General features: G+C 71.6%; 10 protein-coding genes. 5 read left to right on the top strand and 5 right to left on the bottom strand.

All coding sequences use genetic code 11. From position 1 onward, the window contains the following. Positions 1–74: 74 nt before the first annotated feature. Positions 75–890, bottom strand: a complete 816-nt coding sequence (locus AHOG_RS21135) for an SAM-dependent methyltransferase (protein WP_093942897.1) — start codon at positions 888–890, stop codon at positions 75–77. Positions 891–1,384: 494 nt separating this feature from the next. On the opposite strand from AHOG_RS21135, the gene AHOG_RS21130 reads away from it, so the two are divergent. Further along, on the top strand, positions 1,385–2,041 hold the full coding sequence (locus AHOG_RS21130) for a GOLPH3/VPS74 family protein (RefSeq protein WP_157736961.1): 657 nt from the start codon (positions 1,385–1,387) through the stop codon (positions 2,039–2,041). Between the two features lie 208 nt (positions 2,042–2,249). Here the strand turns inward: AHOG_RS21130 and AHOG_RS21125 are convergent, their stop codons facing one another. After that, positions 2,250–2,894, bottom strand: a complete 645-nt coding sequence (locus AHOG_RS21125; protein ID WP_093942895.1) for a TetR/AcrR family transcriptional regulator — start codon at positions 2,892–2,894, stop codon at positions 2,250–2,252. 114 nt (positions 2,895–3,008) lie between these two features. Here AHOG_RS21125 and AHOG_RS21120 point away from each other — a divergent pair, with 114 nt between their 5' ends. Next, positions 3,009–4,580, top strand: a complete 1,572-nt coding sequence (locus tag AHOG_RS21120) for an MFS transporter (RefSeq protein ID WP_093942894.1) — start codon at positions 3,009–3,011, stop codon at positions 4,578–4,580. 165 nt (positions 4,581–4,745) lie between these two features. Here AHOG_RS21120 and AHOG_RS21115 read toward each other — a convergent pair whose 3' ends face one another. Continuing rightward, entirely contained in the window at positions 4,746–6,095 is a 1,350-nt protein-coding gene (locus tag AHOG_RS21115) for an NHL domain-containing protein (RefSeq protein ID WP_093942893.1), read from the bottom strand. Between the two features lie 780 nt (positions 6,096–6,875). On the opposite strand from AHOG_RS21115, the gene AHOG_RS21110 reads away from it, so the two are divergent. From AHOG_RS21110 to AHOG_RS21100, 3 genes are all read left to right on the top strand, one after another. Further along, entirely contained in the window at positions 6,876–7,814 is a 939-nt protein-coding gene (locus AHOG_RS21110; protein ID WP_157736960.1) for a tetratricopeptide repeat protein, read from the top strand. Between the two features lie 732 nt (positions 7,815–8,546). Next, positions 8,547–9,485, top strand: coding sequence for an SDR family oxidoreductase (locus AHOG_RS21105; protein WP_281258042.1), 939 nt, complete (start codon positions 8,547–8,549; stop codon positions 9,483–9,485). A 125-nt stretch (positions 9,486–9,610) separates the two neighbouring features. Next, positions 9,611–10,456, top strand: a complete 846-nt coding sequence (locus AHOG_RS21100) for a helix-turn-helix transcriptional regulator (protein ID WP_093944666.1) — start codon at positions 9,611–9,613, stop codon at positions 10,454–10,456. Between the two features lie 934 nt (positions 10,457–11,390). On the opposite strand, the gene AHOG_RS21095 is transcribed toward AHOG_RS21100, so the two are convergent. Both AHOG_RS21095 and AHOG_RS21090 read right to left on the bottom strand, forming a co-directional pair. Continuing rightward, a complete protein-coding gene (locus tag AHOG_RS21095) occupies positions 11,391–13,280 on the bottom strand; it encodes a rhamnogalacturonan lyase (protein ID WP_157736959.1) in 1,890 nt (629 codons plus the stop codon). Between the two features lie 465 nt (positions 13,281–13,745). Further along, complete coding sequence (locus AHOG_RS21090; RefSeq protein WP_093942890.1) at positions 13,746–14,438, bottom strand: hypothetical protein; 693 nt, start codon at positions 14,436–14,438, stop codon at positions 13,746–13,748. Positions 14,439–14,514: the final 76 nt, after the last annotated feature.

Genomic DNA, 14,514 nt, shown 5'->3' with positions numbered 1-14,514 from the left:
CGCCGCCACGAGGTGGCGGCGTGTCCTCCGGCGGGCGGCCCGCCCCGATCGGCATCCGAGGCGGGCCGGTCGAGTCAGTCGCGCTTGCGTCCCAGGGCGGCATAGGTGCCGGACCGTTCCGGTTCGTCGCTGAGCAGCTCCTCCGGGCCGTCCGGGCGCCACTGCGGCGTCCAGACGATGCCCGGCTCGACCAGGTCCACCTGCTCCGACAGCAGCGAGGTCAGTTCCGCCCGGCTGCGGTGGGTCACCGGGCTGGACGTCGAATCGAAGAGCTTCCGCATCTCGGCGGCCTGCACCGGATCGACGGCGTCCACGGTGGTGTGGGAGACGGCCAGCAGGCTGCCCGGCGCGAGCGGGCCCAGATACCGCGCGAGCAGCCCGGCCGGGTCGTCGTCGGGCGAGACGTAGTGCAGGACGGCCACCGCGAGCAGGCCGACGGGCTGCGAGAGATCGAGCATCGCCGTCTCGGGCGCACCGAGCACCGACTCCGGGTCCCGGATGTCGGCGGCGACCATCTCGACGCCGTCGATCGCGTTGAGCAGCCGCCGCGAGTGCGCGACCGCGACCGGCTCGTTGTCCACGTAGACCACCCGCACGGTCGGGTCCACCGACCGGGCGATCTCGTGGGCATGGCCCTGGGTGGGGATTCCCGAGCCGAGATCGAGGAACTGCCGGATGCCCTGATCGACGCAGTACCGCACCGCCCGACGCAGGAACGCCCGGTTGGTCTGGCCGACCAGCGCGGCGTCGGCGTCGATGGTCAGCAGCTTGTCGAATGCTTCGCGATCGACGGCGAAGTTGTGTGCCCCGCCCAGCGCGTAGTCGTACATCCTCGCCGGGTTGGGCCAGTCCAGATCGATCCCGAGCAGCGGCTCTTCCTGGTCGGACATCTTCGGCCTCCTGGCTGGCACGCTCGTTCATGGGTACGCCGCCTGCTCGACCGGCTGCACCGGTTCCGCATGGCGGAGGGATCACCGTATCGGGTGATGGTGTGATCTGTTCGAGTGTAATGACCAGGGATATTCCGGGCACTTCGCGGCGATGCCGATCCGCTCGGCCGCCGCGGTCGGCCGTGACGGCTCGCCTGTCCCGTCGGCCCGGGAGCAGCCGTGCCTGCGTCGACGGTCCTCCGGACCGCGCCTGCCTGCGCCGAGATGCACCGCCGGGCGTGCCGGTTTGAGACGGGGCGGTACCGGTGGGCAGCGCGGACGGGCAGTGCGGACAGACGGCGACGCGGACAGACAGTATGGACGGGCAGGGCAGGCGGGGACGGCGCGGACGAGGCGGCCGGAGCGCGGCGCTCTCGGCAGCCCCGACCACGCGGCACGAACCGATTCACGGACTCTTCGGCGCTCGGCGGGGCGGACACCGGAAGATTGGTGCCGTGGATGTTCCAGAGACTCTCGCGCCCCGGCTCTACCTGCTCGCCTGCGACCTCCGGCGGCAGCGGCTCGTGAACCGCGATTACCTCGGGCTGGTGCTGCGTGCCGCCGCCCTCGATCAGCTTCTCACCGCCGGGCTCCTGACCGACGAGAACGGCAGGCCCGCCACGGTCGACTCCGGCGTCACCCCGACCGACCGGCTCCAGGGAGATCTGCTCGCCGCCGTCGCCGAGGAGAAGCCGCGCGCCTGGAAGTGGTGGGTGCGGCGCCACGGCAGGGCCGCCGTCGACGGGGTCGGCGAGCAGTTGGCCGACGCAGGCCTCATCCGGGAGTCGCAGGGCCGGACACTGGTCATCCTGCCTGCCAGGCGCGTCGAGGTGCTGCGGCCGGAGATCGTCGAGGAGCTGCGTCGCCGGGTGACCGAGGTCCTGCGGGAGGACGTGCCGGTGGAGCGGGTCGACCGGCAGGACGCGGCGATGGTGTCGCTGGCCGCGGAAGGGCAGCTGCCCACGGTCCTCTCCGGGGGAGAACGGCGGCGGCACCGTGCCCGGCTCGCGGAGCTGCGTGCCCACGTCGGCCCCACCGCCCTCGCGGTGCGCAAGGCCGTCGAGGAACGTCAGGTCGTGGTGGCCGGCAGCGGCGGCGGCGGGGGCGGCTGAGACGCCCGCCGGGTGCCCGCGTTTCCGCTGATCGCGGCGTGTCCCGGCGCCGTACTCGGCGGGGCCGTGCCGTGTTCGGCGGCACCCGGCTCGCGCCGGTGATGATCGGCGGCGCCATGCCGACGGCGGCCTCGAACCCGTGGCGGGCGCCGCCTGCGGGAGGGGTCGCCGACCGGCGGGACGCGGAGGCCGCCGCGGGGCCTCGGCCTCAGTCGGCGGAGCCGGGCAGGTGCCACTCCGTGGTCAGCGAGGACGGCAGCAGATCGAGGGTCAGCTCGATCGCCTCACACAGGTCGGCGGGCGCAGGCCCGGCCCGGCCGCACAGCATGCCGTGCGCCACCCGGATCGCCGTGGTGAAGGCGCCCACCGCCAGCCAGGCCCGCAGCACCACCTCCCGGCTCGACCGGCCGCTGCGTCGGACGATCTCGTCGACGATCATCGCCTGCCGTTCGTCTCGACGCCGCAGCTGCGCCGCGAGCAGCGCCGGATTCTCCTCGCAGAGCCGTGCCGCCAGCGTCTGCCGTCGCGAGACGGCCTCGTCCAGGCTTCCCCAGGTGGCCAACGCGGCCGTCCGCAGCGAGACGAGCGGGTGTTCCTCCACCGGGCGCTCCCGGAACCGCTGGAGGAAGTCGTCGTCCACCGTGTCCTCGACGGCGGTGACGACGTCCTCCTTGCTGTTGAAGTAGCGGAAGAACGTGCGCTGCGACACCTCGCAGGCGGCCGCGATCTCCTCGGTGGTGGTCGTGGCGAACCCGCGCTGGGCGAACAGCCGCAGGGCCGTGTCGATCAGCGCCTCATGAGTCCGCGCCTTCTTGCGTTCCCGAAGGCTCAGGACCGCGGCCGAATCCTCCATGGGACATCGCCTCCTGAAAAGGAGGGTATCGGGTCGGGCAAGTTATGGCATTCTATGTCAAGAGTCAGCGATTGCCATTTCGTGTCCGACGGCTCACCGAAAGTGAGGACGTTCATGAGCCTGCCCACCGCCGATGCTCACGCGCCGCCGAAGGCGTCCAAGGTCAACCCCTGGGCGACCCTCGTCGCGATCAGCTTCGGGGTGATGATGGTGGCCGTCGACGGCACCATCGTCGCCGTGGCCAACCCCGCGATCGGCGCCGACCTCGGCACGACGCTCGCCGAGCTCCAGTGGGTCACCCACGGTTACCTGCTCGGCCTCGCCGTCTTCCTGATCACCTCGGGGAAGTTCGGCGACCGCTTCGGCCATCGCCGCGTCTACTTCATCGGAGTGATCGGTTTCGGCGCCACCTCCCTGGCGATCGGCCTCTCCCAGGGCATCCCGGCGCTCATCGGACTGCGCATCCTGCAAGGCGCCTTCGGCTCCGCCATCATCCCGTCGGCGCTCGGACTACTCCGCCTGAGCTTCCCGAAGGAGAAGCTCAACCGGGCGATCGGCGTGTTCTCCGGCCTGATCGGCGCCTCCACCGCAGCCGGTCCGATCGCCGGCGGCGTCCTCGTCTCCGCCGTGAGCTGGCAGGCCGTGTTCTTCGTCAACGTCCCCATCGCGGTGATCGCCGTGGTCCTCGGCCTGCGCCTGCTGCCCGCCAACCACGCCGTCGACCCGGACTCCCGCTTCGACGTCGTGGGCATCCTGCTGCTCTCGGTGGCGATGTTCGGCGTCGTCTTCGCCCTGGTGAGTGCACCGGAAGAGGGCTGGACGCACCCGGTGACCCTCGGCTCCGCCGCCACGGGCCTGGTCATCGCCTGCGCGTTCGTCTGGTGGCAGAGCAGAGTGCGCGAGCCGCTGCTGCCGCTGAGCATCTTCCGCTCCGCCTCGCTGTCGATCGGCACGGTCCTCACCCTGCTCATGGCGTTGGCGATGTTCGGCTCGATGTTCTTCCTGACCTTCTACTTCCAGGGCGTCCAGGGCCTCACCGCGCTGGAGACCGGGCTGCGGGTCATGCCGCTGTCGGTGATGCTCGCCTTCGGCCCGCCCGTGGCAGGTCGGATCATCGAACGGTTCGGCATCCGGCTGCCCGCCGCCCTCGGCCTCCTCGCCACCGCCGTCGCGCTGTTCGGGATGTCGCTGGTGGACGGTGACACCGGACCCGTCACGACCGGATCGCTGTTCCTGCTGCTCGGCGGCGGCCTCGGCGTGGTGATGGTCGCGGCGACCGACGCGATCGTGGGCAACGCGCCGATGCGGCTCTCCGGCGTCGCAGGCGGGATGCAGCAGGCCGCCATGCAGCTCGGCGGCTCCCTGGGCACCGCGGTGCTCGGCGCGCTGCTCGGCGGCCGGGTGGCGGCGTCGCTGCCGGACCGGTTCGTCGAGGCCGGACTCCCCGCGCCCGGCGCGGGCGAGATCGAAGGCATGCGCAGCCAGGTGTCGCAGGCGGTGCCGGTGATCCCCGACGGGGCGAGCGCCGAGGTCGCCGCCGCGACGGCCTCCGCCAGCCACGCCGCCTTCCTCGACGGGATGGGCTTCGCCTTCACCGTCGGCGCGGCCGTGGCACTGGTCGCGGCGGGCCTGGCGCTCTTCCTCAGCAGGGGCGAGGCGGAGAGCGGGCCGGTGGTGCACGTCTGAGGCGACACGCACGCCTGCGGCATGAGCCGCAGGCGTGCGTGCCGGTGAAGACCGACGCGACGTCGGGCAGGGGTCGACGTCGAGTCCGCGGGACGTCGGCGGAGATCGGGGTGCCGCTTCGCGATCAGCGCCGTCGTGCGGTGCTCGGTGTTCTGACGCCGCCGCTCATCGGGCCGGGCTCGCCGCCGCCCGCGGCGACTCCACGGCGGCGGTGAAGGCGGCGACCCGGATGCCGACGGCCGCCTCGATGCGCACCGTGCCGGGCGTGGGACCCGCCGTCAGCTCCGCGGCGGCCTCCCCGGCCAGGTTCGTCCTCGCCACCCACCGCGTCGGCGTCGACTCGCTGAACCGAGCGCCCGACGTGGTGTCGCCGGTGATGGTGAACGTGACCGGCACGGCGATCACCGGCCTGCCCTCCCTGGTGATCCGCACCGTGAGCGGCCGGGGGAAGATCGAGCCCGGTGCGGGCCGCTGCCCGTCGCCGCCGACCGTCGCGACGCGGTCCACGAGCGTGATCTTGCGAATCCGATGGCTGCCCGTGTCGGCCACGAAGACGTTGCCGAACTCGTCGACCGCGACACCGCGCGGCGAATCGAACGGCGTCGTGACTGCCCGGCCGCCCAGCTCGCCGCGCCCCGGAAGCCCGGTGCCCGCGACGGTGCGCAGGACGCCCGCCGCGAGCTTGCGGACGCGGTGACCGCCGGTGTCGGCGATGTAGACGTCGCCGTCGCCGCCCACCGCCACCCCGCACGGCCCGCACAGCCGCGAACCGGCGCGGTCGTCGTCGACTCCCCGACCCGCGATCGTCGTGACCGTGCCGCCGGGCTCGATCCGGCTGACCCGATCCGCCCCGTACTCGGCGACGTAGACCACGCCCGCCCGATCCACCGCGATCGCCGTCGGCTCCACGAGCCGATCCCGCACGGCCGCGCCGCCGCCCGCGACGGTGGTGATGTGTCCGGTGTGGTCGACGCGGCGGACGCGGTGGTTGTCTCGGTCGGCGATGTAGAGGATTCCGTTGTCGTCGACGGCGACCCCGGTAGGCGAGGCCAGCCTCGCCGCCACGGCGGCGCCGCCGTCACCGCCCGGCCCCGGCTCGCCGGTGCCCGCGACGGTGGTGATGTGTCCGGTGTGGTCGACGCGGCGGACGCGGTGGTTGTCTCGGTCGGCGATGTAGAGGATTCCGTTGTCGTCGACGGCGACCCCGGTAGGCGAGGCCAGCCTCGCCGCCACGGCGGCGCCGCCGTCACCGCCCGAGCCCGCCTCGCCGGTGCCCGCCACCGTGGTGATCACGCCGTGCTGGATGCGGCGCACCCGATGGTTTCCCGCGTCGGCGATGTAGACGATCTTGCGTGCCGCGTCGACCGCGATCCCGGTCGGACGCCGTAGTTGCGTGCGGACGGCCCGCCCGTCCCTGTCCTCATCGGATCCGCCGGTGCCGACACCGGCGACGGTGGTGACCACCGCGTCCGTCCCGCCCGTCGATCCCGGCCTGGATGTCATCGAGCCTGTCATGACTGACACTCCCGTTACCTCGGCGCGCCCGACGTGCGCGACGCGCGATGAAAAGGGACACGCCGAATCGATCGACGCGCGTCCCGGCGAGGAGAGGCCCTGGCAGCACCGAAGCCGCCGCTTGCGCTTCTCCTGCCACCGGAATCGTGGAGTGCCGGGCTGAGGGACAGCAGTCTTCTCGACCCAAGATCACCACAACGGGTGGTCGACCGGCCCCGAACCGGTGGGCCGGCCGTCACACGGCGGTCCGTCGTGCGGCGGGCCGGCCCGCGATCGGTGCCGTCGCACCGTCGAGGAGCGGCGAGCGCGGTGCGACGAGATCTGGCGCGGCCTGATGCGGGGTGCGGGGCGGAACGGGGCGTTGCGTTGCGGTGCGGCGAGGCGCGGCCGGGCGCGCGGGGCGCGGTGTGGTGCGATGCGGTGTGGTGTCGGCCGTGCGCGGATCGGCGGTGCCGACGACGTCGACACCGCGGGCGAACCCCGAGATGCCTGCCGCGCACCGCCACCGCGAAGGCACCCGACCACTGCCGATCGGGATCGGTGGTGGTGTCGGTGTCGGACGGCCGTCTCCGGAAGGGGGTGGCGGTTGCCGTCCGGGGCGTTCGATCGTGGAGCTGTCGGGTGTCCGACGACTGTCTCCGGAGCGTCCGGCCGCTGCTGCCGAAGCGCTGGGGCGTCGCCGTGAGCGCACCAGACCGCCGTGCCGAGGGCATCCGGCCCGCGGCGACCGCGACCGACTTGTGTCCTCAATGGAGTGTCAGCCCGTGCCATAGTCGACGGGTGACTCATTCTGGTGCCGCCCAGGACGTCATGACACCGCCCTGGGCGGCGACCGCGGGACGGCGACGCGTGATCGGCCGCGACGTCGTCCTCGCGGCCCTCGCCACGGTGCTCGCCCTCGTCGTCGCGGTGTTCACCGCCGCGCCGCAGGTCTTCGCCTGGTGGCTGGGCCTGCTCGGCCTCATCGCCCTCGCGGGACCGATCCGCCGCGGCGGGGCCGCATACCGCTCTCCGCCCGACCTCGACCCCGACGGGAACGTGGACTTCGAGGCGACGAGCGCGCTGGCCCGCAGCCTGCGCGACCGGTCGGGCCCCGACGCCGAACAGCACCATCGGCAGCGCATCGCGCTCCACAGCCGACTGCTCGGTCCCGATCACCCGGACACGGTCCTCGCCCACAACGACCTCGCCCGGACACTCGGCGAATACGGCAGGACAGCCGAGGCGGTCGAGATCCTGCGGGAAGTGCTGCCCTCCGTCGCGCGGACCCGAGGCGACGAGCATCCGGACACCCTCAGCATTCGCAACAACCTGGCGGCGGCCCTGGCGGCGGCAGGCCGCCCCGACGAGGCGACACGGCTCTTCACCGAGGTGCTGGCGTCCCGGGCGAGGGAACTGGGCGCACTGCACCCCCACACGCTCAGCGTCCGGAACAACCTGGCTCAACTGCTGGCAGGCCTGGATCGATCCGACGAGGCCGAGACGCATCTCCGCATCGTCCTCGACGGCAGGACCCGCCTGCTCGGCGACGACGACCCCCTGACCGCGAGCACCCGGCACGGCCTCGCGGTCATCGTGGCGGCCCGCGGTGACGACGCGGAGGCGGAACGGCTCTTCGTCCGGGCGCTCACCGCCCGCCGTCGACGACTCGGGCCCCGGCATCCGCTCACCCTGGCCACACGGACGGCCTTGGCCGAGCTGATCCGGCGACGCGCCTGAGGACGTGACGGCCCCCTCCCGATGCCGCCCGAGCTCGGGCGGCACCGGGCCTCGACGGACGACGGGACGACCTGCGGTGAACCGGCCGAGCCGGCGGTGGCCGGGCCGTCCTCTGTGGTGAGTCTGATTCGACGACGGCGGCCTCGTCCGCGGCGAGCTGGTCGGGTGCGGGTGGGTCGATCGCGTCCGAGACGGATCGACCGTGTCCGGGATGGGCCGGTCTTGTCGGTGATGGGCTGGTCGTGTCCGCGCGGCCGTGCCTGCGGCGGATCGACCGCGCCCGTACTGCCGGCGACCGCCGCCCGAGCGCACGGACGACGGCCAGGCCGGGATGCCTGCCTCGGCACCTCCGACGCCGAGGCGGACACGGTGAGCGCCCACGAACCGCACGGGTCGTGGAAATCGGCCGCCGCCCGGCGGTCGCCCGGTCGCCCGGTCGCCCGGTCGCCCGGGCAGCGGCAGGCGGGAAGCGCGGGCCGGCTCATCGTCATCGCCTCGCGCGGGGCCGGGGCAGGGCCCGGCGGAAGACGGCCGCGGCTTCCGGCGAGACGGCCCCGGCGGCCGGCGCGGTCGCTCCGCCGCCGGGCTCGCCGGCTCCCCGTCGTACCCACTACGGCCGCCAGGGATCGGCGATCCCTGGTTCGACGAGTCCTGAACAACCGCGCCGCGGCGGCCGAGCATGGGTGACATCGCGCCGAACCACCGGCTCGTGCGACTCCAGGAGAGATCCCATTGCCGAAGACCATGGACATCCCCGTACCGGACCTCACCGGGAAGCGCGCCCTCGTCACGGGTGCGAGCGACGGGATCGGCCTCAACATCGCCGCCCGGCTCGCCAGGGCGGGAGCCGAGGTCGTGATGCCGGTCCGCGACCAGGCCAAGGGGGACGCCGCCGCACAGCGCATCAGGGAACGCACACCGGGCGCGCGGCTGGAGGTGCGCGGCCTCGATCTCTCCTCGCCCGCGTCGGTGGCCGCGCTCGCCGACGAGCTGCTTCGCGACGGACGTCCGCTCGACATCCAGATCAACAACGCGGGCGTCATGAGGCCGCCCGGTCGACGGGTCACCGACGACGGCTTCGAACTGCAGCTCGTCACCAATCACCTCGGTCATTTCGCCCTGACCGCGCGGCTGTCGCCCCTGCTGCGGGCCGCCAGGGCACACGTGACGACCCAGGTGAGCATCGCCGCCGACGAGCGCTCGGTGAACTGGGACGACCTCAACTGGGAGCGCGGATACAACGCGAGCGGGGCGTACAGCTCGTCGAAGATCGCGGTCGGCCTGTTCGCGGTGGAACTCCACCGGCGCAGCGCCCGGCACGGCTGGGGCATCCGAAGCACGTTGGCGCAGCCGGGAATCTCGCCCACGAACCTGCTGGCCGCGCAGCCGAGCATGGGCAGGGCGCGAGACACCACCGGGGTGAAGGTGATTCGAGCCCTCTCCCGCCGGGGCATCCTGGCGGGCACGGCGGAGTCGGCCGCGTTGTCGGCCGTGTACGCCGCGACCAGCCCGGCGGCCCAGGGCGGTCACCTGTACGGTCCGAGCGGATTCCTACGGCTGAGCGGCCTGCCCGCCGAACAGCCGCTGTACTCCCGCCTGGCGAGCGAGGAGGACGGCAGACGCATCTGGGAGCTGTCGGAGCGGCTGACCGGCGTACGCTTTCCGGCCTGATCCCGTCCGCCGAGTCGATCGCGCCCGAGCCGGGGATCGTCGATCCCCGCACAGACCGCCGAAACCCGGCGACCATGGGACGGCGACCCCCGTACACCACCCGCCCCCGTTCGGAGACCCGCCTGATGGACAGAGATCAGCTGGCCGACTTCCTCCGCCGCAGGCGCGAGGCGTTGCAGCCCGAGGACGTCGGACTCGGCCGCGGCTCACGCCGACGCACGCAGGGCCTCCGCCGCGAGGAGGTCGCCGCGCTGTGCGACATGTCGGTCGACTACTACGGCCGCCTCGAACAGCGCCGAGGACCGCAGCCGTCCGAACAGATGCTCACGGCGATGGCGCGAGGCCTGCGACTCACCCTGGACGAACGCGACCACCTGTTCCGGCTCGCGGGCCACAACGCGCCGCTTCGGGCACTGCGCGGTGACCACGTCTCGCCGGGCCTCATGCGCGTCCTGGACCGGCTCGCCGACACGCCCGCCCAGGTGATGACGGAGATCGGCGAGACGCTGGTGCAGACCCCGCCGGCGACGGCGCTGTTCGGCGACGAGACCCGATTCCAGGGGCTCATGCGCAGCATCGTCTACCGCTGGTTCCTGCACCCCGAGTCCCGCGCGGTCTATCCCGCCGAGGACCACGCGGCGCTCTCGCGGGCCTTCACCGCCGACGCCCGCACCGTCTACGCCAAGCACGGGGCCGGCTCCCGTGCAGCCGCGGTCGTCGACGCGCTGCTCGCCCAGAGCACCGAGTTCGCCCGACTCTGGCAGGCACACGAGGTGCGCACCACGCACGCTCAGGAGAAGCGATTGCGGCATCCGGAGGTGGGAATTCTGGAGATGCAGTGCCAACTTCTGCACGATCTCGGGCAGGGTCAGTCCCTGCTGGTGCTCACCGCCACCCCCGGCACCGACAGCTACGAGAAGTTGCGGCTGCTCTCCGTGCTCGGCGCCCAGCGCCTCGGCTCAGGCGCCTGACGGGGGACGCGTGACGCCTCTCGCGGTGCGCATTCGACGTCCTCGGGGTTGTCGCCCGGTCCGACGGGCGAGCGGGAATCGAGAGAGGACGACGGCCCGTCAGGCGTGAGAACGATGACGGGCGTCAGAAGGAAGAACGGCGACTTGTCAGGCGTGAGAACGACGAGTTGTCAGATGTGACGACGCGACGTCATAATGTCGAGTGCCCGAGCCTCAGATCGTGACGATGTGAGATCGGGTCCACTTCGGTAGTGGGTGTGACAGGAGGGACAGTCCTGCCACACCCTTCTCACCGACCGAACAGACGCGAGACTTCCGCCAGGAATTCAGTCGCCTGCGTCAGCACGATGCAGAGGACCAGCCACGTTCCGACCGAAGCACCGAATCGTGGCTGGTCTCTCCTCGCTGGACGATTACACACGGACACCCCCTCTCGAACCCGATGATGCGGCCTCCCTGTGAGGTCGCGACATCACACGCGAGAGGGGACGCCGTTCGCCGATCCAGGTGAACTGGATCTTATAACAAGATGGCAACTATCGCGAAATTCGTTGACTGAGCAATGACATCGCGATGGTCGGCGTCGCGGCGTCCCGCGGAGACCGGACGGAACAGCCGCGAGACGACCAGAAGGCGTGAGGTCGGGCGGTGCGTACGACGGGACGACGCGCTGTATCCGGTGACGTCGCCGCGGTCGGTCGCACGGACGGCGTGATCGAGGCGTCGGAGACCCGGCGGATCCAGGTCGGCAGGGGATCGCCCCGCCGGTGTCGCGGCCTCTCCCACGGCCGTGGATCGTGCTCACCCGCTCGCAGATCCCGATCCGCCCCGGTGGCCCCCGACCAGACGAACGCCGATCAACGGAACTGGAACGGGCGGAGCAGGCCGCCCGGCCGCCCCGCCCGTGCCGTCCCACCCGTTCCGTCCTGTCAGGTCACGGCGTGTACACCGCAGGCCTGGGCGCGGTGGCCATGCCGTCGCCGAGGAAGAAGCTCGGGTGCGGCGGCTGGTTGTAGGCCGTGTTCTGCCAGGCGATGGCGACCCGGTACTGGGTGTCGTGCATCAGGGTGGTGATCCGGCGGTCGGTCTGGTGCGGCGTGCTGTAGATCCGCAGCGCGCGATGGTCGGTCGTCGGCCAGATGACCTCCTCGCGCCAGTCTCCGAACAGGTCCCCGGACAGCGACGGCGTCGCCTTCGTGCCGTTGTTCGAGGTGACACCGCTGCCGGTGAGCAGCCTCGTGTCGCCGGACGGCCCGTACTTGTCGATACGGGTGCCGTCGAGCAGCTCACGCACCGGGTCGGCGTCCCACCAGATGAGGAAGTTGGTCGACGAGGGCTTGCGGCCCACGTTCTGGCCCTGTGGATTGCGGATCTGACCGTCACGTGACGACCACGACTCGGCGCCGGGACTGCCCGCCCAGATGTCGCCGGAGACGCCCCGCCCGTTGTCTCCACCGGAGGCCGTCCGCCACAACGTCTCGCCGGTGCGGGCGTCGGCGAGCCAGGAACCCGGCTGGTTGGAAGCCTCGTTGACCTTGAAGTACTCCAGGCCGGGCCTGCTCGGATCGAGATCACCGACGTGTCCGGCGTCGCCGTGGCCGGTGCCGTTGGCCCACAGGCCGTGTCCGTTGTCGTCGACGGCCATCGCGCCGTAGAGGATCTCGTCCCTGCCGTCGCCGTCGACGTCGGCGATCGACAGACTGTGGTTGCCCTGGCCGGCCCACCGCGGGCCGTTGGTGGAGCTGTTGCTGTCGAAGGTCCACCGTCGGGTCAGCGAGCCGTTGCGGAAGTCCCAGGCGACGATGACCGACCGCGTGTAGTAGCCGCGAGCCATGATCAGACTCGGCCGGACGCCGTCGAGATAGGCGGTGCCCGCCAGGAACCGGTCCACGCGGTTGCCGTAGTCGTCGCCCCAACTGCTGACGTTGCCCCGGAGCGGCACATAGTCCACAGTCGACAGAGCTCGTCCCGTGGTGCCCTCGAACATCGTCAGGTACTCGGGGCCTGCCAGTACATAGCCGGAGGAGTTGCGATGATCGGCATTGGCGTTGCCGATCACGGTGCCCACCCCGTCACGGGTCGCGTCGGCGGTCTTGGCCGCCACCTCGGCGCGGCCGTCGCCGTCATAGTCGTAGACCTGGAACTGGGTGTAGTGCGCTCCGGCCCGGATGTTGCGTCCGAGGTCGATCCGCCACAGGCGTGTCCCGTTCAGCTTGTAGGCGTCGAGATAGACGTTGCCGGTGGTCCCGGATTGGGCGTTGTCCTTGGCGTTGGTCGGGTCCCACTTCAGCACGATCTCGTACTGCCCGTCGCCGTCCAGGTCGCCCACGCTGGCGTCGTTGGCGACGTAGGTATAGCCGCTGCCGCCTGCGGGCTGCTGGATCGGCACGTCCAGATAGCCGGCGCCGAACCGCAGTGCGGGCGGCGATGCGGCCTGCTCGGATCCGTCGACCACGGCTCGGACGGTGTAGGTGCTGCCCGCCGCCGCACCGGCGTCCAGATAGTTGGTCGAGTTCGTGATGGGGGAGGAGTTGAGTCGTGTGGAGCCCCGATAGACGTTGAAGCCCACCGAGTCCGGGTCGGTGGCCAGCCAGCGCCAGCTGACCAGATTGCCGTTTCCGGAGCGGACGCTCACCACCCCGCGATCGAGGGCCTCCACCTGGCGCGCCGTCTGCGACGGGGTCGGGTCGTCTGCGATCGTGTCGGTTCGGGACGAGTCCACGGGGGAGGGCTGGTAGGCGTTGGCGGTCGGGACGGCCAGCGAAAGCGAGGCCAGCACGGCAAGCGCGGGGAGGGTGCTACGGCGTAATCGTCGTGATCTCACGCAAAGATCTCCTTTGATCTCCAGTGGCTGACGGCGGCCCGCCGCGCCCCGGCGACGCCGATCGCACGGGCAGAATGAGGACCGCCAGGTCGACCCGGCACCTATCGCGGTATCGCGCGCCGCTCCCTGCGCTGCACTGTCACCTATTGTGCGATGTCGACCCTAAGAATGATTACCACGACGCTCCCCGACAGTGGTACCCGCCGACGGATCGTGGCCGGAATCGGCGATGACCTCCCCTCGCCCTGGTTGTTCGACGGCGCTCTCTGTCGTCAAGTGCCGTGCTGTCCGTGCAGGTGGGAGCTGGTCCGATCGGATCGCGACGGGGTCCGACCGCGAAGAGACACGACGTTTCTTCGTTCGATGAAGTGGAACTTCCTCGATTCCCTCGTCGAATATCGAGGTCACATTCGACGGGCGGCCGTCGGGGCTCTCGGCGGATTCGGCTGAGTGGTGGAGCAGTATTCATCCCGCCGAGGTCGACCCGGCCGACTCTGCGGACTCCGATTCGTCGTCGGCGGTCTTCTCGTCGCCGCGTCGACGGAAGAAGGCGAAGCCGGGAATGCCCAGCACCGCCTTTCTGACCTCGTCCGCCACCCCGAGCAGATCGTGGATGTCCGGGCCGACGCGGTCCAGGGTCGACAGAATCGGCAGGATGTCCTCGAGCAGGTGCTCGGTCAGCACCGGCAGCTTGTCGACCAGTCGGATGGCCGCCGTGACCTCCTGCGGAGAGAGCCCGTCGACGAACCGGGTCGCCATCGGCGCGAGACGCTGGGCAAGCGGCTGATAGAGCGCGAGGACCTCGGCTGCCGCCCGGGATGTCCGCGCAGCCTCGGTGACGACCGCCCCCGCCGTGCCTGCCACCCGACCTGCGTCGCCGACCGTCCCCGACGCCGCCGTGACGATGTCGTCGGCACGGCCGACGAGGGCCTCGGCCTCCGCGACGACCAGACGGGTGCGCGCGAGCAGATCGTCGGCGGACTCCACGACGGCGTCGATCCGCACGACCAGGGCTTCAACGGCCTCCACCAGCCGGAACACCCGGCCGGGCAGCGCGACGACGGCGACCGCCGAGCCTACGGCCAGGCTCGCCGTCCTGGTCACCGTCGTCCCGAGCCGATCGACGACGGCCGCCGGATCGAGTCCCCACCACTCCATCCCGCCACTGTGCACCCCACACGGCCGGCAGGCGAGCCGATACCGCCAGGCCGCCCTCGGTCGGGCTGTCGTCGGA

The organism is Actinoalloteichus hoggarensis, assembly GCF_002234535.1.
Taxonomy (GTDB): domain Bacteria; phylum Actinomycetota; class Actinomycetes; order Mycobacteriales; family Pseudonocardiaceae; genus Actinoalloteichus_A; species Actinoalloteichus_A hoggarensis.
The sequence above is the reverse complement of the archived record's forward strand: the minus strand, read 5'-3'. Positions and strand labels throughout refer to the sequence as shown.